Source organism: Anaeromyxobacter sp. K (assembly GCF_000020805.1).
Classification (GTDB): Bacteria; Myxococcota; Myxococcia; order Myxococcales; family Anaeromyxobacteraceae; genus Anaeromyxobacter; species Anaeromyxobacter dehalogenans.
Genome location: NC_011145.1, coordinates 3,418,674 through 3,444,536, shown reverse-complemented (window position 1 = coordinate 3,444,536; position 25,863 = coordinate 3,418,674). Strand labels below are relative to the sequence as shown.

General features: G+C 73.1%; 26 protein-coding genes and 2 pseudogenes. 12 read left to right on the top strand and 16 right to left on the bottom strand.

Annotated elements, in window-relative coordinates:
- Positions 1-45: 45 nt before the first annotated feature.
- Positions 46-711, bottom strand: coding sequence for a methyltransferase (locus ANAEK_RS15490; RefSeq protein ID WP_012527076.1), 666 nt, complete (start codon positions 709-711; stop codon positions 46-48).
- Between the two features lie 108 nt (positions 712-819).
- Here ANAEK_RS15490 and ANAEK_RS15485 point away from each other — a divergent pair, with 108 nt between their 5' ends.
- Positions 820-1,203 (top strand): PilZ domain-containing protein, encoded by a 384-nt coding sequence (locus ANAEK_RS15485; protein ID WP_012527075.1) that lies wholly within the window; start codon positions 820-822, stop codon positions 1,201-1,203.
- Between the two features lie 80 nt (positions 1,204-1,283).
- On the opposite strand, the gene ANAEK_RS23040 is transcribed toward ANAEK_RS15485, so the two are convergent.
- Positions 1,284-1,454: a hypothetical protein gene (locus tag ANAEK_RS23040; protein WP_157376704.1), complete on the bottom strand. Its 171-nt coding sequence runs from the start codon at positions 1,452-1,454 to the stop codon at positions 1,284-1,286.
- Between the two features lie 91 nt (positions 1,455-1,545).
- Between ANAEK_RS23040 and ANAEK_RS23035 the strand changes: the two genes are divergently transcribed.
- From ANAEK_RS23035 to ANAEK_RS22650, 3 genes are read left to right on the top strand one after another with little or no spacing between them, the layout of a single operon-like run.
- On the top strand, positions 1,546-1,722 hold the full coding sequence (locus ANAEK_RS23035) for a hypothetical protein (protein WP_157376703.1): 177 nt from the start codon (positions 1,546-1,548) through the stop codon (positions 1,720-1,722).
- Positions 1,723-1,763: 41 nt separating this feature from the next.
- Positions 1,764-2,192, top strand: coding sequence for a hypothetical protein (locus ANAEK_RS15475; RefSeq protein ID WP_012527074.1), 429 nt, complete (start codon positions 1,764-1,766; stop codon positions 2,190-2,192).
- Positions 2,193-2,202: 10 nt separating this feature from the next.
- A complete protein-coding gene (locus ANAEK_RS22650) occupies positions 2,203-3,102 on the top strand; it encodes an RHS repeat domain-containing protein (RefSeq protein WP_012527073.1) in 900 nt (299 codons plus the stop codon).
- Between the two features lie 655 nt (positions 3,103-3,757).
- Here the strand turns inward: ANAEK_RS22650 and ANAEK_RS15465 are convergent.
- The 4 genes and pseudogenes from ANAEK_RS15465 to ANAEK_RS23380 all read right to left on the bottom strand — a co-directional run.
- Positions 3,758-4,630, bottom strand: coding sequence for a hypothetical protein (locus ANAEK_RS15465; protein ID WP_012527072.1), 873 nt, complete (start codon positions 4,628-4,630; stop codon positions 3,758-3,760).
- Between the two features lie 13 nt (positions 4,631-4,643).
- Positions 4,644-5,219, bottom strand: coding sequence for a recombinase family protein (locus ANAEK_RS15460; protein ID WP_012527071.1), 576 nt, complete (start codon positions 5,217-5,219; stop codon positions 4,644-4,646).
- Between the two features lie 76 nt (positions 5,220-5,295).
- Positions 5,296-5,469 (bottom strand): hypothetical protein, encoded by a 174-nt coding sequence (locus ANAEK_RS23385; protein WP_012527070.1) that lies wholly within the window; start codon positions 5,467-5,469, stop codon positions 5,296-5,298.
- A 133-nt stretch (positions 5,470-5,602) separates the two neighbouring features.
- Positions 5,603-5,844, bottom strand: a pseudogene (locus tag ANAEK_RS23380) (transposase); the annotation flags it as partial.
- 62 nt (positions 5,845-5,906) lie between these two features.
- On the opposite strand from ANAEK_RS23380, the pseudogene ANAEK_RS23690 reads away from it, so the two are divergent.
- From ANAEK_RS23690 to ANAEK_RS15445, 3 genes and pseudogenes are all read left to right on the top strand, one after another.
- Positions 5,907-6,032 (top strand): annotated as a pseudogene (locus ANAEK_RS23690) (polymorphic toxin type 37 domain-containing protein); the annotation flags it as partial.
- A gap of 5 nt (positions 6,033-6,037) precedes the next feature.
- Positions 6,038-6,274 (top strand): Imm32 family immunity protein, encoded by a 237-nt coding sequence (locus tag ANAEK_RS23685; protein ID WP_369734490.1) that lies wholly within the window; start codon positions 6,038-6,040, stop codon positions 6,272-6,274.
- A gap of 4 nt (positions 6,275-6,278) precedes the next feature.
- A complete protein-coding gene (locus tag ANAEK_RS15445; protein WP_198137437.1) occupies positions 6,279-6,695 on the top strand; it encodes a hypothetical protein in 417 nt (138 codons plus the stop codon).
- A gap of 505 nt (positions 6,696-7,200) precedes the next feature.
- Here the strand turns inward: ANAEK_RS15445 and ANAEK_RS15440 are convergent.
- From ANAEK_RS15440 to ANAEK_RS15430, 3 genes are all read right to left on the bottom strand, one after another.
- A complete protein-coding gene (locus tag ANAEK_RS15440) occupies positions 7,201-8,229 on the bottom strand; it encodes a ChaN family lipoprotein (RefSeq protein WP_012527068.1) in 1,029 nt (342 codons plus the stop codon).
- Positions 8,230-8,352: 123 nt separating this feature from the next.
- Positions 8,353-8,979, bottom strand: coding sequence for a tetratricopeptide repeat protein (locus ANAEK_RS15435; RefSeq protein WP_012527067.1), 627 nt, complete (start codon positions 8,977-8,979; stop codon positions 8,353-8,355).
- 63 nt (positions 8,980-9,042) lie between these two features.
- The gene (locus tag ANAEK_RS15430; RefSeq protein ID WP_012527066.1) at positions 9,043-9,732 is read right to left on the bottom strand and encodes a class I SAM-dependent methyltransferase; all 690 of its coding nucleotides are present in this window, start codon (positions 9,730-9,732) and stop codon (positions 9,043-9,045) included.
- A gap of 122 nt (positions 9,733-9,854) precedes the next feature.
- Between ANAEK_RS15430 and ANAEK_RS15425 the strand changes: the two genes are divergently transcribed.
- Positions 9,855-10,997 (top strand): triacylglycerol lipase, encoded by a 1,143-nt coding sequence (locus ANAEK_RS15425; RefSeq protein WP_012527065.1) that lies wholly within the window; start codon positions 9,855-9,857, stop codon positions 10,995-10,997.
- A gap of 14 nt (positions 10,998-11,011) precedes the next feature.
- Here ANAEK_RS15425 and ANAEK_RS15420 read toward each other — a convergent pair whose 3' ends face one another.
- The 7 genes from ANAEK_RS15420 to ANAEK_RS15390 form a co-directional block, all read right to left on the bottom strand.
- The gene (locus tag ANAEK_RS15420) at positions 11,012-11,602 is read right to left on the bottom strand and encodes an LUD domain-containing protein (protein ID WP_012527064.1); all 591 of its coding nucleotides are present in this window, start codon (positions 11,600-11,602) and stop codon (positions 11,012-11,014) included.
- The gene (locus ANAEK_RS15415; protein ID WP_012527063.1) at positions 11,595-12,971 is read right to left on the bottom strand and encodes a lactate utilization protein B; all 1,377 of its coding nucleotides are present in this window, start codon (positions 12,969-12,971) and stop codon (positions 11,595-11,597) included. Before ANAEK_RS15415 ends, ANAEK_RS15420 begins: the two co-directional genes overlap by 8 nt.
- On the bottom strand, positions 12,968-13,729 hold the full coding sequence (locus tag ANAEK_RS15410) for a (Fe-S)-binding protein (protein ID WP_232288234.1): 762 nt from the start codon (positions 13,727-13,729) through the stop codon (positions 12,968-12,970). The genes ANAEK_RS15415 and ANAEK_RS15410 overlap by 4 nt, the downstream gene beginning before the upstream one ends.
- Before the next feature lie 49 nt (positions 13,730-13,778).
- The gene (locus tag ANAEK_RS15405; RefSeq protein WP_012527061.1) at positions 13,779-15,452 is read right to left on the bottom strand and encodes an L-lactate permease; all 1,674 of its coding nucleotides are present in this window, start codon (positions 15,450-15,452) and stop codon (positions 13,779-13,781) included.
- The gene (locus ANAEK_RS15400) at positions 15,449-18,352 is read right to left on the bottom strand and encodes an FAD-binding and (Fe-S)-binding domain-containing protein (protein WP_012527060.1); all 2,904 of its coding nucleotides are present in this window, start codon (positions 18,350-18,352) and stop codon (positions 15,449-15,451) included. Before ANAEK_RS15400 ends, ANAEK_RS15405 begins: the two co-directional genes overlap by 4 nt.
- Before the next feature lie 130 nt (positions 18,353-18,482).
- Positions 18,483-19,199 (bottom strand): two-component system response regulator BtsR, encoded by a 717-nt coding sequence (btsR, locus tag ANAEK_RS15395; RefSeq protein ID WP_232288233.1) that lies wholly within the window; start codon positions 19,197-19,199, stop codon positions 18,483-18,485.
- Positions 19,199-20,881 (bottom strand): sensor histidine kinase, encoded by a 1,683-nt coding sequence (locus tag ANAEK_RS15390; protein WP_012527058.1) that lies wholly within the window; start codon positions 20,879-20,881, stop codon positions 19,199-19,201. The genes btsR and ANAEK_RS15390 overlap by 1 nt, the downstream gene beginning before the upstream one ends.
- 278 nt (positions 20,882-21,159) lie before the next feature.
- Between ANAEK_RS15390 and ANAEK_RS15385 the strand changes: the two genes are divergently transcribed.
- The 4 genes from ANAEK_RS15385 to ANAEK_RS15370 are packed head-to-tail and all read left to right on the top strand — an operon-like array spanning position 21,160 to position 25,770.
- Positions 21,160-22,452, top strand: coding sequence for an efflux RND transporter periplasmic adaptor subunit (locus ANAEK_RS15385; protein ID WP_049778398.1), 1,293 nt, complete (start codon positions 21,160-21,162; stop codon positions 22,450-22,452).
- Positions 22,453-22,463: 11 nt separating this feature from the next.
- On the top strand, positions 22,464-23,225 hold the full coding sequence (locus ANAEK_RS15380; RefSeq protein WP_012527056.1) for an ABC transporter ATP-binding protein: 762 nt from the start codon (positions 22,464-22,466) through the stop codon (positions 23,223-23,225).
- Positions 23,222-24,451: an ABC transporter permease gene (locus ANAEK_RS15375; protein WP_012527055.1), complete on the top strand. Its 1,230-nt coding sequence runs from the start codon at positions 23,222-23,224 to the stop codon at positions 24,449-24,451. Before ANAEK_RS15380 ends, ANAEK_RS15375 begins: the two co-directional genes overlap by 4 nt.
- The gene (locus ANAEK_RS15370) at positions 24,448-25,770 is read left to right on the top strand and encodes a TolC family protein (protein ID WP_012527054.1); all 1,323 of its coding nucleotides are present in this window, start codon (positions 24,448-24,450) and stop codon (positions 25,768-25,770) included. The genes ANAEK_RS15375 and ANAEK_RS15370 overlap by 4 nt, the downstream gene beginning before the upstream one ends.
- The last annotated feature ends 93 nt before the right edge of the window (positions 25,771-25,863 follow it).

Here is a 25,863-nt window from a genome sequence, read left to right as displayed (position 1 = left end):
GGGCGGGACCTCCCCAGCGACGGATCGTAACACGCGGCCCGGCGCTCACCCCATGATCTGGAGCACCCGCGCGCCGCGCACCGCCGCGTCCTCGATCTCGACCGTGGTGGGCACCTGGAATTCCGCCACGACCGTGAACCCCTCCCGTGGCGCGTAGGTGCGGCCCGCGTCGCCGGCGAGCACCGTCACGCCCCGCCCGGCGAGCGCGCGGAACCAGGCGAGCGCGCGGGCGGCGAGCGGACCCTCGTAGAACACGTCGCCAGCGAGCAGCACCTCCACGCCCGGCAGCGGCGCGCCGATGGGGTCGCCGGACCGGAACGGGAGCGCGAGCCCGTTCAGCGCCGCGTTCGCGCGCACCGCCGCCTCGCAGAACGGGTCGACGTCCCAGGCCTCCACCTCGGCCGCCCCGGCGCGGACCGCGGCCAGGCCCACCAGCCCGCTGCCGGTGGCGAAGTCCACCACGCGGCGCCCACGCACGCGCTCGGGCCGGTCGAGCAGGTGCCGCGCCAGCGCCTGGCCACCGGCCCACGGGAACGCCCAGAACGGCGAGTCGTCCCACCCCGCCAGGTCGCCGGCGGTGGCGTGCCAGAGCGGGGTGAACTCGCTGGCCTGGTGGAGCACGAGCTCCGGCACGAGCGGCACCGGCGCGGGCGCGGTCCGCGCGCGGACGAACGCGATCAGCTCGTCGAGGGGGCGCGCCGGGGCGGGCATGACCCGGCACGGTCGGTCCCGGCGGCCCCGGGGTCAAGCCCCGCGATGCCTCCGCGCTTGCGCCGGGCGAGCGGGTGGCGGGACAATCCGCGGAAGGGGGGAGTGTCCATGGCCAGCGTGCAAGGGCAGCCCGAGCGCCGCCGGTTCTCGCGCATCGCGTTCCACCGGCCGGGCGAGCTGCGCGCCGGGGCAGCGCGGGTCGGCTGCGGCGTCCAGGACGTCTCGCTGAAGGGCGCGCGGGTGGAGGTCCCGGCCGCGTTCCCCGGCGCGGCCGGCGAGCCTTGCGCGCTCGTGATCCAGCTCGACCAGGGCGACACGCTCATCCGCATGGACGGCGTGATCGCGCACCGCGACGGCGAGGACGTGGGCATCCGGTGCACCGGGATCGACCTCGACAGCATCGCCCACCTGCGGCGGCTGGTGGAGGTGAACCTCGGCGACGAGGCGTTGCTCTACCGCGAGCTGGCCGCGCTGGTGGGCGGGGACGACTGAAGGGCGCGGGCCGGTCGATGCATCGACGGCTCTGCGCGGCCACCCGGTCGCGCGCTCGCTGCACGCGCATCTCATTTTCACTACGGCTTCGCCAGGCCGTGGGCTGACGGTGCCGCCTCGTACCTCGCTTGGGCCTCTTCGAGCTCGACCGCGAGCCCCCGAACGATCTCGACGGCGTCCTTCGCTTGGCCGGCTTCGATCGCCGACATCGCCTCCTGGACCGTCTCGACGAGAGCGTTCGAGGAATCCACTTGCACGAGGATTCCTGGGAACTTCCGCCCAGGCAGGCGAAGGACCGCGTTGTTTCCGTGATCCGTGAGGAGCTCGACTTCGATCGTGGTGATGGCTTCGGTGCTCGAACGTGATGTCGCGCACATGCGTTCAGAGGCGCCGCCCGTGCTCGATCGACGGCACCGCCGACCGGCGCGGCGCACCGGCCCGTTCCTGACTTACCGTGAATCCCCGGCATTCACGCCAGCCTGCGCGCAACCCGCCGGGCCGTCGAACGTGGACAATTGACACACGCACTCCGAGTGTCCCAGACTACTTCACTGAGCGCGATGTCGCTGGTGGTCGAAGCCATCCTTCCCTACTCGGTCACGACGAGCTTGGACGGTTTGGGCCGGGAGATGTCGTCGCTCGATTCGGAGGGCGTGCAAACGAACACCCGGTACGACTCGATGGGTCGCCCCTGGTTCAAGTCCTACCCGTTCGACGTGGCGTCTGGAGAGGTGGGCGAGAGGCAAGAGTTCGACAGCCTCGGCCGGATCTTTCGATCGACAAGGGGCTATCGGCCCGACGTGAACGCCTGCGACGCCCCGGGCGCATGCGTCGTCGACCTGTACTTCACCGGGAACTGCACGCGGGTCGAGGTTCAGCGCGGGCCATCCGATGTCACCGTGAAATGGTCCTGCCATACGTCATTCGGCAATCCCGACGAGCAGCGGCTCACGCAGATAGGTGATGAGTGGGGTAGAGACCCTTCCTGATGGAACGAGGTTGCGCGAGTACTTCTACCTAGGCAACCAGCTCGTGGCAGCGCAGGGGTGCCTGAGCTCCAGCGCACCGCCGTGCAACGAGCGAGAGTGGTATCACACCGATACCCTTGGAAGCGTGCTTGCGCGGACGAACGCTGGGGGCGCCGTCGTCGCGCGGATCGACTACGAGCCATGGGGTGAGGAGCTCTCGCACTCTGGCGCGATGGGCGACCGCCAGTACAACGGCCGGGTCTACGACCCCGGGACCGGGTTCCACGACTACGGCGCGCGGATGTACTGGCCGCAGATCGGGAGATTCGTCTCTCCTGATCCTGCCGGCATTCACCCGGAGAACCCGCAGAGCTGGAACCGCTACGCATACGTGTGGAACAACCCGTACAAGTACGTCGACCCCTCGGTCAAAGAAGTAGACCTGCAATGGCACAGCGTCACAAAGGAGTCATTCCACACGTCCATTCGGATAACTCCCGAGAACCAAGATGCGTACCGCAATGACAGCCGGTTCAAGGAAGTGGATGGGAAGCTGACCATGACTCTCGGAGCCGGGCCTGACCTCGCAATGAGGCTAAAGAATGCGCCCAACCGAGAGAAAGACGCCACACCACATCCGGACACGCATAGCCAAATCGCCGTACCTCCGCAGTACAAGAGCGACGATCAGTTCATCTCGGCTCTGTTGTCTCTCGACTCGGCGTACAAGGGGGATGCTTCCTACTTCTTCTTCCCTGGTCGCGAGTCATACAACAGCAACTCCTATGTGAGCGGTCTCCTCAACGCGGCCGGGGCACAAGTCGCACCGCCCCCGGTCTCTGCTCCTGGATGGGATCGGCCGTTGCCGGCCTCCTACTTCGGCGTTCAGAAGGCGGATGATTCCGCCTGGCGTCCGGCGCCGAGCAAGTAGGACCCACACGGAAGGCGGTGCACTCGTGCTGAGAGCCTGGAGCGGCGACCCACTGGCAGGCGTCATCGGAGTGATCTACCTGGTGTCGGTCATCGGTGTGGCTGTGGCATCGGCGATACTGCGTGATCGAAGCCGGTGGGCACCTCTAGCTGTCCTGTGCGCAACGATTCTCGCACTCACGATCGGAGGTGCAATCGCCGGGTGGAGCGGGTTCTCATGGAACGCTTCTTCGCGAGCCATGAAGCTCGTCGGGCTCGCCTTCGGGCTGGGCCTACCCAGCTTCGGGGCGTTTGTTGGGGTTCTTGCTTCGCGGAGAAGGGGTATCGGAGGTCGGATCGCCGCTGGCGTGATCGTGGGAGGAGTCGCGGCCCTAGTCGCACCCCTTGCATGGACGGCTGCCGTCTGCGTCCTGACGGGTGACTGCCTATAGATCCCGACGCGGACCGGTAGCCCTCACGGACGCGGCCGCTGCGGCGCATGGGGGCTTCGTCGTTCGGTTCGACTCGGGCGCGACGCTCGAGGCGTTCGATACGAGTGACCTTACGAATCGAGGGCAAGGAGCGACGGGTCGTGTAGGCGCGCTCGGACTTCGCAAACCCGCCCAGGCCAAAAGGGTCCGGATTCGGGCAGGCGTCGTGCTCGCCGCACGTAGGCGCTACCCCTTCGGCTTTCCAGCATCCCGAGGGGGAGGGGTTTCGGGCAGGCGTGATTCCGTCGTCTCCTGCGCCTTGGTCCCGGCGACGAAGCGCCGGTGCGCCTCGTCGTTCAGCACGACCCGGAACCGGACCGGCAGCGTGGGATCGCGGTCCTTGACCGAGATCTCGGCGATCGCGAGCTGCGGGAACGTGAACGTGTGCATGACGCCAAGGGCGATGAGCTCCTCCACGAACGTGAGGAGATTCTCGCTGAACACCGTCAACGCACTCCGCACGTCGGTGCCATCGAAGAAGCGAGGCCGAGAGACCTCGCCTCCCTTCGGCGAGACGTCGACGTCGTAGTTCCTGACGAACGGACCCTTGCGAGAGGGGTGCTCCTCCTCGTTGCGAAGGTCGATGATGTGCTTGATCCACTTCTGGTCATCCTCGAGCAGCCGCGTGAGGGGCGCATCAGGACCGAGGTCCGCACGAGCCCACTCGAGGACCTTGTGGTAGTGCGCGGCGTCGAACCGCTTTCCCCAGAACAGCTCGACGAGCTCCATCGCCCGCGCGAGCACCTTCTTCGCGCGCACGATGAAGTCGGAGACCTTGTCGAGCTTGAGCGCGCTCGGCACCTCGATGGCCCCTGACTGCACAGAGATCCCTTCGCGCTGGATCCCGGCCTCGATCTCGTCGAACTCCTGGATGACCTCGTGCGCGAGCCGCTGGGCGGGGACGAGGACCTGCATGACGTCCCAGGCACACGAACAGACCTTGTCGCGGTTCTCCTCGGAGAGCCTCGAGAACTTCACCAGGTCGTGGACGCCGGGGCCGAGGCGGGCGACCGCGGGGGTACCGGCACCGTAGTCCGAGAGCCTCGTGACCTTGAACATGCCGGGGGCCAGCCTACCGGCGGCGGAGGAAGCGCTGCAACGTCGAACGCGCGACCCCCTTCCGGCGCGCTGCTTCTGCGACCGAGACGCCCGCGGCAACGAGGTCGCCCGCCGCGTGGAGCAGAACGGAAGATGCGGGCGGTCGCCCAACGCGCTTGCCTGCTCGTCGGGCGCGTTCGAGCCCCGCCTTGGTGCGCTCGATGAGCCTCGTCCGCTCCTGCTCCGCGACCCAGCCGAAGATGGCGACGAGGAGGGGTCGGACGGGACTGTCGGTGTCGAGCCAGGGCTCGCGGACGGACACGACCCGGACGTTCAGCCGGTCGAGCTCGAGGACGACCTGGATAGCGCCGATCATCGAGCGGTGGAGACGATCCAGCGCCCACACCGCCACGGCGGCGAGCCGGCCGGCGCGGGCGTCGGCCAGGAGGCGATCGAGCACCGGCCTCGCCTTGGCGGCGCTCTCGACCTCCTCGTAGACGATCGGCTCGTAGCCACGGGCGCGGACGAGCCGGTCCAGGTCGGCGCGCTGGTTGTCGACCGTTTGACGGTCCGTGCTGACGCGCAAGTACACGCCCGCGCTCACGTTCATGGTGATCTCCTCGGGTGACGAGCGCGGGGGAGTCCACGCTCATCGCCTTATCCCGAGGAGGCGCGAGGCTTGGCCGTCAGGGATCGTCGGGCCGGATGAGCTCCTCGTCGAACTCGGTCATCGCGGCGGCCAGGTCGAGGCGGGGACCCCACAGGCGCTCCCGGTCCCCGTCGGGGCGCTTCCAGAACGAGTCCTTCCTGGCGTCGGTGAGCTCCGGCCAGAGGGTCGTGTTCTCGACGAGGCGCGCCATGCAGTACCTCGCCAGGAGCTGCGCCTCGGCTGCCCGCCGGTAGCCGCGGATCCGCGCCTACTTCGGGGGGAGCGGCGGGAGAAGCTCGTCCGGCGGGTGGAAGTGCTCGGCGTTGCTCCGCATCATGTACTGCCTTCAGCGCCTGGATGTCCAGCGCCTGGTCCGCGACCATCGTCTTGAGGCGGCGGTTCTCGTCCTCGAGCTGGCGGAGCCGCTTCGCGTCGCTCACCTGCAGACCCGAGAACTTCGCCTTCCACCGGTAGAAGGTGACTTGCTGATGCCGAGCCGCCGGCAAACGTCCTCAACCTTCGCGCCGGCGTCGGCCTCCTGCAGCGCCCCGATGATCTGCTCCTCGGAGTACTTCTTGACCTTCATGCGACCTCCACTGACAGCGTAGAGGTTGCAGCGGGAGTGGCCTAGTTTTCGGGGGTCAGGTCAATCCCAAGACCGGTCGCTCGTATCACATCGACGAGGCAAACAGCTTCGGCGAGCCGCCGCACGTGGATGTGAATCGCCCCAAGGACTACTCAGGACCTTTCGACAAGAAGAAGTTCGACATGTGAGGGGGATGATGTTGCTCACAGTGGAGTTGCGAGATGGAGACAAACCCGGCCGCGCAGGGGTGGCTCTCTGTCTCGACGACGAGGGTCTCGAGGTGCTGGTTCGGAGGCTCGAGCGGCTGCGGGGGCGAAGGGAGCACGAGCACCTGATGACTCCGGCCTGGGCCGGTTCCGAGCTCACCGATAGCAAGCAAGGTGGCCCCGAGTTCGAGTTGGTGAATCACCTCCGCATCGTGAAGTTCTGAGGAGATGCTGGAGCGATTCACTCTCGGAGCTAGAACCTTGGCGATCGTTGCGCCAGAGGCGCTGGCTGAAGTCGGACCGGAGGTATCAGGTCCGTGTGCCGCGATGCTGCCGGCAATTGAGGACGCCGATGCTCTCCGCGCGCCGTCGTTGGCGGGCGAGCTCGTTCGCATGGGGAGCGCAGAGATCTGCTGCGTCGGACCCCATGCTGAGACCGTTCACGACTTGGTCGATGAAGTGGTCGAAGATCTCGACGCGCTGTCCGTCGTGACCACTTGGCACGTGGAGATGAGCGAAGGGTGCGAGTACTTCATCTCCACAGCAGGCGCCCGTCCTGCCTTGCTGGTCGCGATAGTGGCGGAGCGGAACGACTTGGCCAACCTACTCCGGTCGATGGTCCTGGCGAAAATGAGGGAACGTTGAAGGCCCCGACCCAGAGCAATAGGCCGGGCGCGTCACTGCGATCGCGGTCTGGTCACCGCTTCCGGTTTGATGCGAGCTACAGCGCATCCCGGAAGTGGACCAACACCGGGACGAATCGCGCAGTGATGGGCAGGGAACGCTGTGAGTCTGGCATCCGAAGCCGGCCTGGACGCACCGGGCCCGCGGCCAGCCGTCGCAAACGCGCGAGTCCAGAGTCCCGGCGGTGGTCAGGACACCGCATGCTAAGGAGCCGCCGCGCACGCGACGTCGTGCCCGGCGCGCATCCAATACGTTCCCGCCGGGAAGACGGCATCGCGCAAGCCTGCCTTCCAGGCGCGCAAGGCCGTTCGGTACTCGTTCATCCTTCACCTTTTGTGTTCAGTGACAAGCAAGTGTTCGACCCGAACACGGACTTCGACGCGATCCTTCCGAAGGGAATCGTCGGGCGCGCGACGCTCTTCAACGACCTTCGCCGCGAGCGGCGGCGAGCGCGCCCGGGCTTCGGTCACGGCGTGGCGGGCGGCGGAGTCGGCGCGGCCGGCTTCGCGGCAGGCTTCGCCTTCAGGTGGGCGCGGAGCTCGGCGCAGGGATCGGGCCGCTTCTCACCTGGCGTGAATACCACCCAGTCGAAGGGGAGGCGCCCCGCGTAGTCGGCGCCGTAGGCGGCCGGTTCGTCGCGGCCGGGCACCACCTCGCGGAACAGCACGCTCGCGACCTTCGCGCCGGGATCGAGGTACGACGCCACCCCGCGGTCGGTCCGCGCGTGGCCCGAGCCCGTGATGAGCACCGCACCGGCGGCCCCGATCCGCGCCAGCGACTCGGCCATCTGCGCGTCGCGGGCCCGCTGGCCGATCACCAGCGGGTCGAGCATCGACTCGGGCAGCGCGCCGCAGTGCGACTCCGCCATCTCCTTGCGCATCTCGTGCGCGACCGCCTCGGGGAGCGGCCCCTGCCGCTCGATGCGCGCCCGGACCGGCGCCGGGAGGGTCTGGACGCCGCCGCGGGCCGCGGCCTGGATCTTCGCGCGCGGGAGGTTCGCGCCCTCGATGCGCAGGCCGGCGTCGAGCGCCGCCGCGAACACCGGCCGGTACGTCTCGAACGGCGGCCAGCCGCTCTCGTCCCAGCGCACCGCGCGCGACACGTCGTCGGGCGTCGCCCCCGGTCGCGCCAGCGCCGCGTCGATGGCGGGCTGCTGCTCGGTGGCGAGCATCTCGAACGCGATCGCCGGCCGCCTGCCGGCGGCGGTGAGCGCGCGCACGAGGCGCGCCTGGAGCACGTGGTGATCGGGGTTGTCGTGCGTCTCGCCGAGCAGCACGAACGACGCGCCGGCGAGCCCGGCCTCGAGCGTCGCCTCGTCGGCGAAGCGCCCGGCGCGGACGTCCCAGATGCGCCCGACCAGCGGGTGACCGCGATCGACGGCGCTGATCCAGGCGCGCCCGGGCGCGAGCGGCTGGGCGACGAGGGTGGACGCGGACGGCCGCGGGTGGCAACCGGCGGCGAGCAGGGCGGCGACGAGCAGGAGGGCGCGGTGCATGCCCCCGGAGCATAAGCCACCTCGCGGCGCTGCCCAGCCCCGCGCGGCTGGACGCCGCGCTGCCCGCCCCCGCGCGGCCGGACGCCGCGGTCGCGGCGCCCCGGCCGGTGCGGCGGGCTCCCGCTACTTCTTCCTCGGCGGCGGCGGGTTCGCCTTGAGCTGCGTCAGCGCCTGCTGCGCCTGCTGCGCCTGCGGGCTCGTCGGCGCGGCCGAGATCACCTGGTTCCAGGCCTTGGCGGCCTTGTCCGCGTCCTGGAGATCGTGCAGGTAGACCACGCCGAGGTTGAACAGGCTCTGCACGTGCTTCGGATCGACCTCGTTCGCCTTCTTGAAGTTGGCGATCGCCTTGTCGAAGTTGCCGAGGTCCCGGTACATCACGCCCTGGTCGGTGAGGACGTCGGGGGTGTTGGGCTCGAGCTCGAGCGCACGCCCGTAGGCCTCGACCGCCTTCTGCGCCTGGCGCGAGTCGAAGTAGTCGTTGCCGAGCTGGATCCAGGCGCGGACGTTCCTGGGGTCCTTCGCGACGATCTGCTCGGCGGCGGTGATCCGGGCCTGCAGGTCCATGCTGGCGCCGGGCGAGGGCATCGGCGCGGGCAGCCCGCCCATCCCGCCGGGCGGCATCGCCGGCGTGCCGGCGGGCGCGGCGACCACGGGGACGGATGTCACCTGATCCCGCCTCGAGGCCAGCTGGCCGATCAGGAACCCGACCACGAGCCCCACGACGAGGGCGATGACGGTGTTGCGGTTCACGCGGACCTCCTTGGAAAGGGCGCTGATGTAAGCATCACTCACCCCCTCCGCGCCAGCAGAAGATCACCCGTCCGTGACCGGACGCCGGCCGGAGAAGACGGCGAAGTGGTGCCACTTGTACGCGCAGTCCACCTCGGCGAGGCCGAGCCCCCGGAGCCAGCCGAGCTGGAGCCCGAGCGGCGCGAGCACGTCCACCCGCGTCCGCTCCAGCGCCGCCTCGAGGTCCGCCTCGGCCAGCCCGCTCGCGCGGATGGCGCGGATCCAGAGCGCCCGGTCGCGCGCGGCCACCGCCGGGTCCTCGGCGAGCACGTTGTCGGCGTTCACCAGGACGCCGCCCGGGGCGAGCGCCGCGGCGGCGCGCGCGTAGAGCGCCCGCTTGTCGCCGTCGGAGAGGTGGTGGATGGACAGCGCCGACACGATCGCGTCCCAGGGGCCGCCGAGCGGATCGCGCAGGTAGTCGCCGGTGCGGAACGTCACCCGGGCAGACCGGCCGGCGAAGCGCGCGCGGGCGCGGTCCAGCATCTCGTCCGAGAAGTCGAGCAGCGTCACCTCGGCGGCCGGGAAGCGCGCGAGCACCTGCTCCGCCAGCAGCCCGGTCCCGGCGCCCACGTCGAGGACCCCCACCGGCCGGCCCTCCTCGAACGGCAGCAGGTCCACCGCCGCGCCGTAGAACCCGTCGAAGCACGGGATGAGCTGCCGGCGGAGCGCGTCGTAGCGCGCCGCCGCACCGTCGAACACCTGCTTCACGTCCATCGCTCGCCTCCGGGCGCGCATCATACGGCGCGGCAGCCGGGCGCGGACACGGGCGCGCACGCGCTCGGCGCACCCGCGGAAGTCCTGGCCCGCGGGCGGCGGACCGAGCGTAGACTCGGCCCGTGGCCCCGCGTCACCACGTCCTGCTCGTCCCGGGGTTCTTCGGGTTCGCCAACCTGGGCGACTTCACCTACTTCGGCCACGTGCGCGATCTGCTCGCCGAGATCGGCCCGGCGCACGGCCTGGACGGCGAGATCCGGGTGGTGCGCACCGCGCCCACGGCGACGCTGCGGAAGCGCGCCGCCCTGCTGGCCGAGGACGTCGCGCGCGTGCTGGACGGGCCCGGCGGCGAGGTGAGCGTGGTGGGCCACTCGAGCGGCGGGCTGGACGTGCGCCTCCTGCTCAGCCCGGAGGTGTCGCTCCCCACCGACGCCGACGTGGAGCGGTGCGCGCGCGCGGTGCGGTCGGTGGTGACGGTGTCCGCGCCGCACTACGGCACGCCGGTGGCGCACTTCTTCAACAACCTGCTCGGCCAGCAGGTCCTCAAGATCCTCTCCCTCGCCACCATGTACACGCTCCGCGCCGGGCGGCTGCCCGCGGGCGCCGCGCTCCGGCTGGCGGCGTTCCTGCGCCGGCCGGCGGCGCCGCCCAGCGGCGTGGTGGAGCAGCTCTTCTCGGAGCTGCTGGCGGACTTCTCCGGCGAGCGCCGGCGCGAGATCGAGGACTTCTTCTCGAGCCTCGGCGACGACCAGGACCTGGTCACGCAGATCGGCCCGGCCGCCATGGACGTGTTCAACGCCACCACCGAGGACCGGCCCGGGGTGCGCTACGGCTGCGTGATCACGCGGGCGCGGCCGCCCGGCCTGCGCTCGGTGCTGGCGGCGGGCCTGGGCCCGTACGCGCAGGCCACCCACGCCATGTACGTCGGGCTCTACCGCATCGCCTCCGGCACGCCGCTGGACCGCGAGCCGCCGCTCTCGATCGTCCAGGCGCGGCCGCTGCGGCTCGCCTACGGGCGCATCCCCGACGCGCGCGCGAACGACGGCATGGTCCCGACGCGCAGCCAGGTCTGGGGCGACGTGATCCGCGCGGTCTGGGCCGATCACCTCGACGTCATCGGCCACTTCGGCCAGCCGCGCCACGTGCCGCCGCACTTCGACTGGCTGGCCTCCGGGACCGGCTTCACCCGCGGCCAGTTCGAGGAGACCTGGCGCGCGGTGGCGGCGTACCTGGGCGGCGGAGCGCGGCGGGCGCGCGGCCGCTGACCGGGACGCGGCGCTCAGCCGACCAGGAACACCGTGCACGAGCGCGCGCCGTGGGCGCCGATCACGAGCGCCTGCTCGATGTCGGCGGTCTTGGACGGCCCGGCCACGAACAGCCCGAAGCCCGGGCCGTCGAAGCGGATGCGCGCGTAGGCCTCGTGCAGGTCGTTCACGATCTCCGCGGCTGGGACCACCAGCGCGAGGTGCTGGGCGATCACGAACACCGCCCGGTGGCCGAGGTCCTCGCCGGCCACCCACACCGCGCCGTTCTCGGCCACCGCGAACCGGCCCGGGAGCACCGCCAGGTCCATGCCCTCGAGCTGGTGCGGATCGGCGACCTCCGCCAGGCCCGGCGTGCCCGCGCCCGCCTCCGGGACCCGCGACACCACGCGGCGGGCCTCGAGCCGCGCGGCGAGCGCCGCCACGGCCTCGCGCAGCGCGGCCGCGTCCGGCACCCGCTGGAAGGCGCCGCCCACCGCCACCACCGCCTCGCCGAGCTGGCGCGCGAGGTCCGCGTACGGCGTGCCGCGCACCGGCTCGGAGGGGAGCCCGGGGTCGGGCGGCGCGGCGCGGCGGAGCGCGGCCAGGATCTCCTCGCGGCTACCCACGGCCGCCTCCCCGGGTGCGGCGCCAGGCATCGCGGAAGCTCTCGGCGGGCGCCGCCGGCAGCTCGCGCTGCCGCCCCCACGCGTTCCAGCGGCCGTAGAGCCAGGCGCGCGGGAGGCGCCGGAGCGCGAGGCGCGCCAGGCGCCCGGCCAGCTCGTACAGGGCGCGGTGCCCGAGGATCCACCCGCCGAGGCGCATCGCCAGCCGCTTCGCGAGCGGCTGGCCGACGGCGCGCACCACCTCGCGGCGCCGGGCCAGGAGCTGGTCGTGGAGCGGGATCTTCACCGGGCAGACCGCGTCGCAGGAGCCGCACAGGCTGGACGCGAACGGCAGCGAGCCGTGCGCGGCCGGATCGCGCCCGGGGGCGAGCACCGAGCCGATGGGGCCGGGGATGGTCCAGGCGTAGCTGTAGCCGCCGCTGCGGCGGAACACCGGGCAGGTGTTCATGCACGCGCCGCAGCGGATGCAGGCCAGCGCGCCGCGGAACTCCTCCTCGGCGAGCAGGCGCGAGCGGCCGTTGTCCACGATCACGACGTGCAGCTCGCCGCCCGGGCGCGGCGCGTGGAAGTGGGTGGTGTAGGTGGTCACCGGCTGGCCGGTGGCGGAGCGCGCCAGCAGGCGCAGGAAGACCGAGAGGTCCGCGAGCCGCGGGACGATCTTCTCCACGCCCATGCAGGCGACGTGGAGCGGGGGCAGGTGCGTGCCCATGTCCGCGTTCCCCTCGTTCGTGCACACCACGATCCCGCCGGTCTCGGCGATCGCGAAGTTCACGCCGGTGAGGCCGGCCTGCGCGGCCAGGAACTTCTCGCGCAGGTGCGCGCGCGCGGCCTGCGTGAGGTAGGTGGGATCCGAGGCGCCGGGCGCGGTGCCGAGGGTGCGGTGGAACAGCTCGCCGATCTCCTCCTTCTTCTTGTGGATGGCGGGCAGCACGATGTGCGAGGGCGGCTCGCCGGCGAGCTGGACGATCCGCTCGCCCAGGTCGGTGTCCACCACCTCGATGCCGCGCGCCTGCAGGTACGGGTTGAGGTGGCACTCCTCGGTCAGCATCGACTTCGACTTCACCACCCGGGTGACGCCGCGCTCGGAGAGGATCCGGTGCACGACCGCGTTGTGCTCGTCGGCGTCGCGGGCCCAGTGCACCCGGATCCCGCGCCGGGTGGCCTCGCGCTCGAACTGCTCCAGGTAGTCGGCCAGCCGGGCCCGGGCGTGCGCCTTCACGCCGGCGGCGCGCTCGCGCAGCGCCTCCCACTCCGGCACCGCCGCCGCCATGCGGTCGCGCTTCAGGCGCACGAACCAGAGCGCCTGGTCGTGCCAGTGCGCGCGCGGCTCGTCGGCCGCGAAGCGCGCGGCGCGCTCGGCGTGCCCGGTCACGCGGTCGCCTCCGCCAGGATCTCCGCCACGTGCCGGAACCGGAGCGGCAGCCGCGTCCGGCGCGCCAGGCCGTCGAGGTGCATGAGGCAGGAGACGTCGGTCCCGGTCACCACCTCCGCCCCGGCCGCCAGGTGGTCGGCGATCCGGTCGCGCCCCATCAGGCAGGAGACGGCCTCCTCCGCCACCGCGAACGTGCCGCCGAACCCGCAGCACTCGTCCGGACGTGAGAGCGAGACCAGCTCGATGCCCTGCAGCCGCGAGAGGAGCAGCCCGACCTTGCTGAAGCGCGGCTCCATCCGCTCGCTGGGGCTGCCGAGCCCGAGCTCGCGCAGCCCGTGGCAGCTCTGGTGCAGCCCGACCTTGTGCGGGTAGCGGCCCGGGAGCTCGCCCACCTTCAGCACGTCGGTGAGGAACTCGCACAGCTCGAACGTCCCGCGCCGGAGCCGATCGAAGCCCGGGGCGCCGGACAGGAACGCGTCGTAGTGGTTGCGGACCATCGAGACGCAGCTCCCGGAGGGCGCCACCACGTGCTCGTAGCCCCCGAACACCTCCAGGAAGTGGCGCGCGAGCGGCGCGGCGTCGCCGCCGAAGCCGGCGTTCGCCATGGGCTGGCCGCAGCAGGTCTGCTCCTCGGGGAACACGACCTCCACGCCGAGCCGCTCCAGCACCCGCACCGTCGCGTGGGCGACCTGCGGGTGGAGCTGGTCCACGTAGCACGGCACGAACAGCGCGACCTTCACCGGGACCTCCGGAGCCACTGTGCCCGGATCCCGCCCGGCGGTGAAGCGGGATCCAGGAGGGCGTGGGCTAGTGAGGAATGGGGACCATCCCGGTGAACACGTAGGCCTGGAGGAACACCACCACGCCGACCAGGCAGGCGAGCACGAGCGAGTGCCAGAACACGTAGCGGAGGATGATCCCCTCGTGGCCGTGCTGGCCGGTCGCGACCGACGCGACCACGATGCTCTGCGCGTCGATCATCTTGCCCATCACGCCGCCCGAGCTGTTGGAGGCCGCCGCGAGGATCGGGTTCATGCCGATCTGCTGCGCGCTCACCACCTGCAGGTTGCCGAACAGCACGTTCGACGACGTGTCGGACCCGGTGAGCGCCACGCCCAGCCAGCCGAGCAGCGGCGAGAAGAACGGGAACAGGTGGCCGGTGGAGGCGAACGCGAGCCCCATGGTCGAGTCCGACCCCGAGAAGCGGGTGGTGAACCCGAGCGCCAGCATGGCCGCGATGGTGACGAGCGAGAAGCGCACCCGCTTCAGCGTGCCGAGGTAGGTGCGGAGCAAGGCGCCCGGGCCGAGCTTCAGGACGAGGCCGGAGACCACGCCGGACAGCAGCAGGCCGGTGCCGGTGGCGGAGAGCAGGTTCAGGCTGTACTTCGCCGCCTCGGGCGCGAGCGCCTTCGACACCGGGGGCGCCTTGTGCACCAGGTTGTGCAGGAACGGCACCTCCCAGGTCGGGTTGAAGATGCCGTTCATCCAGGCCTTCACCGACGGCAGGCCCCACGCGAACACGAACACCGAGAGGATGATCCAGGGGAGCCACGCCACCAGGCCCTCCGCCGCGGTGGGCGCCCGGTGCGTGGCGGCGGCGCCGACCGACTTCCGGGCCGCCAGGGCCGCGTCGGCGTCGCGCTCGTCGTGGAAGCGCCACACGGTCCGGGGCTGCCAGACCTTCAGCAGCAGGTACATGGCGAGGAGCGACACCGCCGCGGCCACGATGTCCACCAGCGAGGGGCCGTAGAAGTTGGACACCACGAACTGCGGGACCGCGAAGAACAGGCCGGCCACCAGGCAGGCCGGCCAGACCTCGACCATGCCGCGGAAGCCGGACATGGCCCACACCAGCCAGAACGGCACGATCAGCGAGAACAGCGGGAGCTGGCGCCCGGTCATGGCGGACAGCGCGAGCTCGTTCAGGCCGGTCACCTTGGCGAGCGTGATGATGGGGGTGCCGAGGGCGCCGTACGCGACCGGGGCGGTGTTGCCGATGAGCGCCAGGCCGGCCGCCGGGAGCGGCTTGAAGCCGAGGCCGATGAGCATGGCGGCGCTGATGGCGACCGGCGTCCCGAACCCGGCGGCGCCCTCGATGAACGCGCCGAACGAGAACCCGATGAGCAGCACCTGGATGCGCCGGTCGGAGGCGAGGCCGGCGATGGTCTCCTTCACCACCTCGAACTTCCCGGTCCGCACGGTGATGTCGTAGACGAAGATCGCGTTCAGCACGATCCAGCCGATGGGCAGCAGGCCGAACGCGGCGCCGTTCAGCGCGGCCGCGCCGGCCATCGACGCGGGCATGCCGTAGACGCCGATCGCGATGCCGAGCGCCAGCACCAGGCCGATCAGCGCGGCCCAGTGGGCCTTCACGTGGAAGAAGGCGAGCGCGCCGAGCAGCGCGACCACCGGGATGGCGGCGATCAGGGCCGAGACGATCAGGCTCCCGGCCACGGGGGTGTACGTCTGGGTCCAGCTCATCGGGCGATCTCCTTCACGGTGGGTGCGTCCGGTGATGCGTGTGGGTCCTGGCCCCGGGCGGCGCGGGGCGAGGCGCAGCGATCCACCAACCAGGCCAGGGGGCGGTAGGGCACGCCCGCGTGCAGCGACAGGCCGATCTCGCAGGTCCGGCTGGAGGAGAACCCCGCGGCGCAGCCGGCCGGCAGCGCCGCCGCGAGCGGGGCCAGCGCGGAGGCGTTCAGCTCGGGGTGGGTGAACCCGCGATCGCCCGCGAAGCCGCAGCAGCCGACCTCGCGCGGGATCACCACCTGCTCCGCGCAGGCCTCGGCCACCGCGCGGAACGCCGGGGCGAGCCCGAGCTTCACCGCGCTGCAGGGCACGTGCACCGCCACCGGCCCGGGCACGCGGGTGAGCGACACGCGCGGCAGCACGAGGCGCTGGATGAACTCGACTGGATCGTGGATCGCGAGCCGCCCGCCGGCCGCCTTGCGCATCCGATACACGCAGGGGCTGGTGTCGAAGACCACCGGGTGACGGCCGCCCTCGCTCGCCTCGAGGAGCGCCGCCTCCAACTCGCGGCTCTTGCGGTCCGCCTGCGCGGGCCAGCCCTTCGACTCGAAGGGCATCCCGCAGCACAGCCCCTCCAGGCCGGGCGGGAACACCGCGTCGAAGCCGGCCTTGCCGAGCAGCGAGAGCATGGCGGCGTGGACCTCCACGCCCTCCGCGTCGCCGCGGGCCGGGCCCATGGTGCGCGAGACGCAGCTCGGGAAGTACACCACCCGGTCGCCCCCGCGGCGCGTCCCGTCCAGCCGCGGCGCGCGGGCGGCGCGCGGCGTGGCCTCGTTCCAGACCGGCAGCCGGCCGGCGCTGAGCCGGTGCAGGCCGCGGGTGAGGCCGGCGAGCGCGCCGGTGCCGAGCACGGCGTGCGCCGCGGACGCGAGCCGCAGCCCGGCGCGCGCGCCGGCGGCCACCGTCGCGAACCGTCCGGCGGCGAGGTCCGCGGCCGCGCCGCCGTCGGCGTGGGCCTGCGCGCGCAGCCACTTCGTGTGCTCGCCGGTGTCGATGCCCACCGGGCAGGCGGTGGCGCACAGGCCGTCCACCGCGCAGGTCTGCTCGCCCAGGTAGACGTAGTCGTGCTCCAGCCGCTCGAGCGCGGCCGGGTCCTCGCCGGTGACGCGCAGCCGGGCGATCTCGCGCTGGGCGACGATCCGCTGGCGCGGGGTGAGGGTGAGGTCGCGCGACGGGCAGCGCGGCTCGCAGAAGCCGCACTCGATGCAGCGGTCGAGGATCGGGTGCGCGTGCGGGAGCGCCTTCAGGGCGCGCAGGTGCGCGCGCGGGTCGTCGTTCAGCACGACGCCCGGGTTGAGCAGCCCGCCGGGATCCAGCAGCCGCTTCACCCGCCGCATCAGCCCGGTGGCCTTCGCGCCCCACTCCAGCTCCACGAACGGCGCCACGTTGCGGCCGGTGCCGTGCTCGCCCTTCAGCGAGCCGTCGTACCTGCGCGCCACCATGGTGCAGACGTCGTCCATGAACCGCGCGTACCGCTCCACCTCGCCCTCGGCGCCGAAGTCCGGCGTGAAGACGAAGTGCAGGTTCCCGTCGAGCGCGTGGCCGAAGATGATCCCGTCGTAGCCGTGCGCGGCGAGCAGCCCCTGCAGCTCCACCGTGGCGTCGGCGAGGTGGCGGATGGGGAACGCCACGTCCTCGATCACCACGGTGGTGCCGATGGGCCGGGCCGCGCCCACCGCCGGGAACAGCCCGCGGCGCACGTCCCAGAGCCGCTCGTACTCGGCCTTCACCGCGGTGAAGCGGACCGGCGCGAGCGCGGGCACCGGCGCCATGCGCGCGAGCAGGGCCTCGACCTGGGGGCCGAGCTCGGCGGGCGTGGCGGCGCGGGTCTCGATGAGCAGGGCCGCCGCGCCGTCGGGCAGCCCGGCCAGCTCCGGCGGCATGCCGGGCTTCACCTCGACCGAGCGCAGCGAGGCCCGGTCCATCAGCTCGACCGCCGCGACCGGGCCGCCCTGCAGGAGCATGGTGGCCCGCGCGGCGTCCCCCACGCCGCCGAACAGCGCCAGCGCGCTCGCCTTGTGCGGGTGCTCCGGGACGGTGTGGTAGGTGATCTCCGCGATGAAGCCGAGCGTCCCCTCCGACCCGATCATCAGGTGGAGCAGGACGTCGAGCGGGTCCTCGAAGTCCACGAACGCGTTCAGCGCGTAGCCGGTGGTGTTCTTGATCCGGAACTTCTCGACGATCCGGCGGCGCAGCGCGGGGTCCGCCTCGATCTCGGCGCGGAGGGCGCGCAGCCCCTCCACGATCTCCGGGCGCGCCGCGCGGAACGCCTCGCGAGACGCCGGATCGGCGGTGTCGAGCACCGTGCCGTCCGCCAGCACCAGGCGCATCGACGCCACGGTCCGGTAGCTGTTCTGGGCGGTGCCGCAGCACATCCCGGACGCGTTGTTCGCGGCGATCCCGCCCACCATGCAGGCGCCGATGGAGGCCGGGTCGGGGCCGAGCTTGCGCCCGAGCGGCGCCAGCACCGCGTTCGCGTCCGCGCCGACGACGCCGGGCTCGAGCGCGATGCGCGCGCCGCCGTCGAGCACGCGCATCGCGCGCCAGCCTCCGGTGACCCGCACCAGCACCGAGTCGGTGACCGCCTGGCCCGACAGGCTGGTGCCCGCGGCGCGGAACGTCACCGGCGTGCCGAGGCGCGCCGCCTCGGCGAGCACGCGGCGCACCTCGTCCACCGTCCGGACCTCGACCACGAGGCGCGGGGTGAGGCGGTAGAAGCTCGCGTCGGTGCCGAGCGCGAGCCGGCGGAGCGGGTCGGTGACGAGCCGCTCGCCGGGGAGGTGTCGCGCCAGCGCCTCGTGGAGGCGGAGGTAGGGCTCGGGGAGCGCGCGCACGTCGTCTCGGTGGGCCATGGCGGGCGGACGCGCATCGCACCACGTCCGCGCGGGGCGGCGCGGGCGTTCCCGCGACCGGCGTCGGGCGCGCGGCGACCGGTCGCCCGGCGGGGGCGACCGGAGGGGTCCGAGGCCCGGCGGGGGCGGATCAGATCCCGAGGCGCTCGCGCACCTGCGCCAGGTGGCGCCGGCTCACCGGCACGTCGTGCCCGCCGCGGGTGCGGATCACGGCCGCGCCGGGGTCCGACGCGTCGCCGGGGCGGATCTCGTCCACGCGATCCGCGTTCACGAGGTGCTGCTTGTGACAGCGGAGCAGCCCCCCGCGCTCCTCCAGCACCTTCAGGGTGAGCTCGGTGAACAGCTCGCCCTGCGCGGTGACCACGTGCACGCCGGCGGGGCCGGAGCGGACGAGCTCGATCTCCGCGAGCGGGACCAGCTTCACGGCGCGGCCGGCGAGGCAGGGCACGCGCGTGAGCGGCGGCGCGAGCGGCGGGGCGGCGCGCGCGACGCCGGCGCGGGCGCGCAGCCGCTCCAGCGACCGGCGGAGCCGGTCGGGCGCCACCGGCTTCAGCAGGTAGTCGGCGGCGCTCTCCTCGAACGCGCGGAGCGCGAACGCGTCGTGCGCCGTGACGAACACCACCGCCGGCAGGTCGTCGGGGTCGAGCATGCCGAGCAGCTCGAACCCGTCCACCACCGGCATCTGGACGTCGAGGAACAGCACGTCCGGCCGCTCGCGCCGCACGGCCTGCAGCGCCTCGACCGCGTTGCCGCAGTCGGCCGCGACCTCCACCTCGCCGGTGGCCTGGAGCAGCGCGCGCAGCTCGGCCCGCGCGTTGGGCTCGTCGTCCACGATGACGGCGCGCATCACGCGGGACGCTCCTCGAACGGCACCCGCACCGACACGCGCGTGAGCGCGCTCGGCGTGCAGGAGACGGTGACCCCCCACTCCGCGCCCAGCAGGTTCTTGATGCGCCGGTCCACCAGGCTCATGCCCATCCCGTCGGCGCCGGCGCGCGGCGCGTAGGCGCCGGCGTCGTCCTCGATCTCGATCACCGCCGTGGCGCCCTGGCGGTAGGCGCGGATGCGTGCGGTGGCCTGCCCGAGCGTGGCGCCGAGGCCGTGCTTCACCGCGTTCTCGATGAGCGGCTGCAGCGTGAACGTGGGCAGCCGCAGCCGCAGCAGCGCCGGGTCCACCTCGGTGAGGACCGCCAGGCGGTCGCCGAAGCGGGCCTTCTCGATCTCCAGGTAGGCGCCGGCGTGCTCCAGTTCCTCCTCCAGCGTGGAGAGCGGGGCGGAGCGCTTCAGGTTCTTGCGGAACAGCGCGGAGAGGTGGCCGAGCAGCTCGCGGGCGCGCTCGGGGTCGGTGCGGGTGACGGCGTGCACGGTGTTGAGCGCGTTGAACAGGAAGTGCGGGTCCACCTGCGCCTGCAGGAGCTTCAGCTCCGTGAGGACGAGCAGGCTCTTCTGCTCGTGGAAGCGGGCCCGCAGGAGCTGGTCGGAGAGCAGGTCGGCGATGCCCTCGCCCAGCGACCGGTTCAGCCGCCGGAACCGGGTGCGCGCGGTCTCGAGGAGCTGCACCGTCCCGATGGCCGCGCCGTCCACCACCAGCGGGATGACCACCGCCGAGTCGAGCGGGCAGGCCGCCGAGACCGCGCAGCGGTAGTGCTCGTGCTCGCCGTCGGCGAACACCACCTCGTGCCGCTCGATCGCGCCGCGGGTCAGCGGCGAGGCGATGGGCAGGCCGGGCCGGTGGTGGTCGGACCCGCGCCCCACGAACGCGAGCACCGTCTCGGTGTCGGTGATGGCCACGGCGCCCACCCCGGTCTCCTCCTGGATGATGGAGGCCAGCTCGCCGGCGACCGAGCGATCGAAGCCGCGCGCGAGGGGGCCCAGCGTCCGCTCGGCGATCCGGAGCGCCTTCGCGGAGGTGGCGGCGGCCAGGCGATCGTAGCGCTCGTGGCGGTCGCGCAGCAGCGTCATGAACAGCGCCGCGCCCACCGAGTTCGCCAGGATCATGGGCACCCCGATGCCCTCCACCACGCGGACCGACTCGTGGAACGGCCGGGACACGGCGAGCAGCAAGCCCATGTGGAGCGCCTCGCCCGCGGCGGTCACCGCGAAGGCGAGCTTCCAGGAGATGAGCCGGTCCGGCGCGGCCGAGGCGAGCCGCCGGTGCACCAGCCCGCCCATCAGCCCCTCCAGCGTGGTGGCGATGGCGCCGGCGCCGGCGGTGAAGCCGCCCAGGGTGAGGCGGTGCGCGCCCGAGAGCAGGCCCACCGCCACGCCCACCGCCGGGCCGCCCAGCATGCCCCCCAGGACCGCGCCCACGGCGCGGGTGTTGGCGATGGCGCCGCCCGCGAGCGGGAGGCCGAGGTAGGTGCCGAGGATCGCGATGCCGGTGAAGAACAGCAGCAGCGAGAGCTTGGCGCGGGGCCGCAGCCAGTCGGTGCGGGCGGGCCGGAAGGCGGGCGAGCGCGAGTAGAGGTGGAACAGGACGAAGAAGACCGCCATCGCCTCGAAGAGCGTGAGCAGCAGGCGGCCCATCATCGCGTCGCGGTCCTCCGGACCCCCGCGGCGGGCGGCGGGAGCGCGACGATAGCGCCGGCCCGGCGGGGCACGCAAACGACGCCCGGGACGGACCACCGCGAGCGTGGGAGCGTCCCGTTGCCGCGGCGCCCCCGCGTCGCCCCGATGCCGGTTAACCTTCCGGCGCTTCGGGGGTACTCCCCGAGGCGCGCGATGCCGGCCCGCGACGCACGCGGAGGGTCGCGCGCCGGCAACGACGACGCGGCGCGGCCTCCGGCCGCCCGGGAGACACGCACACCATGACGCGCCGGAGACTGATGTACGCCGGGGCGGCGATCGCCGCCCTCGCCGCGCTGCTGGGCCTGTGGCGCTGGCGGGCCGCCAGCAGCGCCGGCGAGGTCCACTACGAGACGGCCAGGGTCGATCGAGGCCGGGTCGTGGCCAAGGTGACGGCCACCGGGACGCTCTCCGCCCTGGTCACCGTCCAGGTCGGCAGCCAGGTGTCCGGGCGGATCTCGGAGCTGCGCGCGGACTTCAACTCTCGGGTGCGCAAGGGCGAGGTGATCGCCCGCATCGACCCGCAGCTGTTCCGGGCCGCGGTGGCCCAGGCGCAGGCGAACACCGTGGCGGCCGAGGGCAACCTGGCCAAGGCGCGCGCGCAGGCGGCGGACGCCGACCGGCAGCTGGGCCGGACCCGGCAGCTCGCCGAGCGCAACCTGGTCGCGGCGGCCGACCTCGACACCGCGCAGGCGAACGCGGACGGCGCGCGCGCCGCGGTGCAGGCGGCGCAGGGCTCGCTGGCCCAGGCCCGGGCCGCGCTCCAGCAGGCGCAGGTGAACCTGGGCTACACCGACATCGTGTCGCCCACCAACGGCGTGGTGATCTCGCGCAACGTGGACGTGGGCCAGACCGTGGCCGCCTCGCTCCAGGCGCCGGTCCTGTTCGTCATCGCGGAGGACCTCGCCAAGATGCAGGTGGACACCAGCGTGGCCGAGGCGGACGTCGGGCGGCTGCGCGCCGGCATGCCCGCCACGTTCACCGTGGACGCCCATCCGAACGAGGTGTTCTCCGGAGCCGTCCGCCAGGTGCGGAACGCCGCCACCACCGTGCAGAACGTGGTGACCTACGACGCGGTGGTGGACGTCGCGAACCCCGAGCTGAAGCTCAAGCCCGGCATGACCGCCACCGTGACGTTCGTGTACGCGCAGCGCGACGACGTGCTGCGCGTGCCCAACGCGGCGCTGCGCTTCCGCCCGCCGCCCGGCCTGAAGCGCCCGGCGCAGGGCGCGCAGGCGCAGGAGGCGGCCGCGCCGGCGGGGCAGGGGGCGCGGGGCTCCGCGCGGCCGGACCGGAGCGGCGGGGACGGCGCGCGCGCGCGGCCGGACGCCGGCCGGACGGTGTGGGTGCTGCGCGGCGAGGCGCGGGAGCCGGTCGCGGTCGCGGTGCAGACCGGGATCACGGACGGGAGCTCCACCGAGCTCGTCTCCGGCGACCTGCGGGAGGGCGACGCGGTCGTCACCGACGCGACCGGCGGCGCCGCGAGCGCGCGGCAGGGCGGCGGCGGCGGGGCCATGCGCCGCGGGCCGTTCTAGGGGGCGCGAACGTGGCCGAGACCCCGCTCATCCAGCTCGAGGACGTCTGGAAGACGTACGCCATGGGCGACGTCGAGCTGCACGCGCTGAAGGGCGTGTCGCTCGCCGTCGAGCGCGGCGAGTTCACCGCGATCATGGGCGCCTCCGGCTCGGGCAAGTCCACCCTCATGAACCTGCTCGGCTGCCTGGACCGGCCCACCCGCGGCCGCTACCTGCTGGAGGGGCACGACGTCTCCGGCCTGTCCGCCGACGCGCTGGCGGCCCTGCGCAACCGGACGCTCGGGTTCGTGTTCCAGAGCTTCAACCTCCTCTCCCGCACCAGCGCGCTCGAGAACGTGGAGCTGCCCATGATGTACTCGGGCACGCCGAGCGCCGAGCGCCACCGCCGCGCGCTCGAGGCACTCGCGCAGGTGGGCCTCTCCGGGCGCGCCGACCACCACCCCAGCCAGCTCTCCGGCGGCCAGCAGCAGCGCGTCGCCATCGCCCGGGCGCTGGTGAACCGCCCGCGGGTGCTGCTCGCCGACGAGCCCACCGGCAACCTCGACTCGCGCACCAGCGTGGAGGTGATGGCGATCCTCCAGGCGCTGGGCGCGACCGGGATCACCGTGGTGCTGGTGACGCACGAGAACGACATCGCCGCGTACGCCTCGCGCGTGCTGGTGATGCGCGACGGCAAGCTCCGCTCCGACACGCGGCAGGCGCCGGTGGCGGCGGTGCCGCCGCCCGCCGACGAGGCCGGCGGCGCGGACGGCCGGGAAGGAGGCGCGGCGTGAACCTGCTCCAGACCCTGCGCGTGGCGCTGCGCGCGCTGCGCCGCTCCAAGATGCGCTCGTTCCTCACCGCGCTCGGCATCGTCATCGGCGTGGCCGCGGTGATCGCCATGGTGGCGCTGGGCGACGGGGCCCGCGCGCAGGTGGCGAAGACGTTCGAGTCGATGGGCTCGAACCTCCTCATGGTGCTGCCCGGCAGCACCACCGCCGGCGGCGCCCGCGGCGGGTTCGGGAGCCTGCCCACGCTGACCTGGGACGACCTGCGCGCCATCCAGAACGAGGTCCCCTCGGTGCGCTACGCCGCGCCGCAGCTCCGCACCACCGCCTCGATCCAGTCGGAGGACCTGAACTGGACCACCTCGGTGACCGGCACCGGCGCCGAGTTCTTCGCCATCCGGAACTGGCCGGTGGCGCAGGGCGCGCTGTTCGGGCCCTCGGACGTGGACTCCGGCACCAAGGTGATCGTGCTCGGGAAGACGGTCGCCGACGAGCTGTTCGGCGCGGGCGCGAGCCCGGTCGGCCAGCAGGTCCGCGTGAAGAACGTGCCGTTCCAGGTGGTGGGCGTGCTCGCCGCCAAGGGCCAGTCGCCCATGGGCCAGGACCTCGACGACGCGGTGTTCGTGCCCTACTCGACGTACCTCGCGAAGGTCCAGGGCGGCCTGAAGAACCTCATCCCCGGGGTCATCGCGGTGAGCGCGGTGGACTCCGCCTCGACCGCGCGCGCCGAGCAGCAGGTGCGCGCGCTGCTGCGGGACCGCCACCGGCTGGCCGACGGCGCGGACGACGACTTCTCGATCCGCAACCTGGCCGAGTTCGCGAGCGCGCAGAAGGAGGGCACCGCCACGCTCACCACGCTGCTGCTCGCCATCGCGGCGGTGTCGCTCGGCGTGGGCGGCATCGGGATCATGAACATCATGCTGGTGTCGGTGACCGAGCGCACCCGCGAGATCGGCGTCCGCATGGCGGTGGGCGCCCGCGCGCGCGACGTCCTCCTGCAGTTCCTCGCCGAGGCGCTGGTGCTCTCGCTCGCCGGCGGCGTGGTGGGGGTGGCGCTCGGCCTCGGGATCTCCTTCTGGATGGCCCGGGCCTTCGGCTGGCCGGTCATGTTCCGCGCCGACGTGGTGGTGATCGCGGTCGGCTTCAGCGGGCTGGTGGGCGTGGCGTTCGGGCTCTACCCGGCCCGCCGCGCCTCCCGGCTCGATCCCATCCAGGCGCTGAGGTTCGAATGACGACCGTCCCGCGGCTCGCCGCCCTCCTCCTGCTCGCCCCGGCGCTGGCGCTCGGGCAGGCCGCCCCGCCGCCTCCGGATGCGCCGGCCACCGACCGGCCCGGGGCCCGGCGCGTCCTCTCGCTCGAGGAGGCGGTGCGCACCGCCCGGGCGCACCAGCCGCAGCTCCGCTCGGCGCGCGCCGCCACCGACGCGGCCCTCGCCCGCGCTGACCAGGCCCGGGCGCCGCTCCTGCCCCAGCTCACCGGCAGCGCCGGGCTGGGCCGCACCACCGACAACTTCGCCGGGAAGCCGGGCGGCGCGAGCTGGGGCACGAGCGGCACGTTCGACGCGCGCGCGGTGCTGAGCCAGACGCTCGTCGATCTCGGGCAGGTCGCCCGCTGGCGCGCGGCCGGCGCGAGCGCCGACGCGCAGCGCGCCACCGAGCGCGCCACCGAGCTGGACGTGGTGGCCGGCGCGCAGTCCGCGTTCTTCGTGGCGCGCGCCGCGCACGCGCTGGTGCGGGTGGCCCGCGAGACGCTCGACAACCAGGAGGCGCACCTGCGCCAGGTGGAGGCGTTCGTGCAGGTCGGCACGCGCCCCGCCATCGACCTCGCCCAGGCGCGCGCCGATCGCGCGACCGCGCAGGTCCAGCTGGTGCGCGTGGAGAACAGCTACGAGAACGCGCGGGCGCTCCTCGCCCAGGCCATCGGCCTGGACTGGCCCGCCGACATCGAGCCGTCCGACGAGGCCATCGCGCCGGTGCCCGGCGAGGACGGGCCGCTCGCGCCGCTGGTCGCGGAGGCGTCCGCGGCACGGCCGGAGCTGGCCTCGCTCGAGGCGCAGCGCCGCGCCGGGGCGCGCTCGCTCGACGCCGCGCGGGCCGAGTGGCTGCCCACGCTCTCGGCGCAGACCGCGGTCACCGACGCCGGCACGCGCCCGGACGCCGACGGCCTCAACTGGTCGGCCACGCTGAACCTGGGCTGGAACCTGCTCGAGGGCGGCGGCTCGCTGGCGCGGGCGCGCGAGGCGCGCGCCAACCTGGCGGGCGTGGACGCGCAGGAGGCGGCGCTCCGCATCCAGATCACCGTGGACGTGGACGCCGCGCGCCAGGGCGTGCAGACCGCGCGCGCCGCCGCCGGGGCGGCCGACGAGGCGCTGGTCAACGCGCGCGAGCGCCTGCGGCTGGCCGAGGGCCGCTACCAGGCCGGCGCCGGCAGCATCATCGAGCTGGGCGACGCGCAGGTGGCGGCCACCTCCGCCGGGGCGCAGGTGGTGCAGGCGGAGTACGATCTCGCCTCGGCGCGCGCGAGGCTGCTGCGCGCGCTGGGCCGCGGCTGAGAGCACGTGAACCCATCCCCTCCCGTCGCCGCGGCGGCCGATCCGCGTCGCATCGCGTCGTTGCTCCTCCCTCACATGCCTCGGGGCATGCTC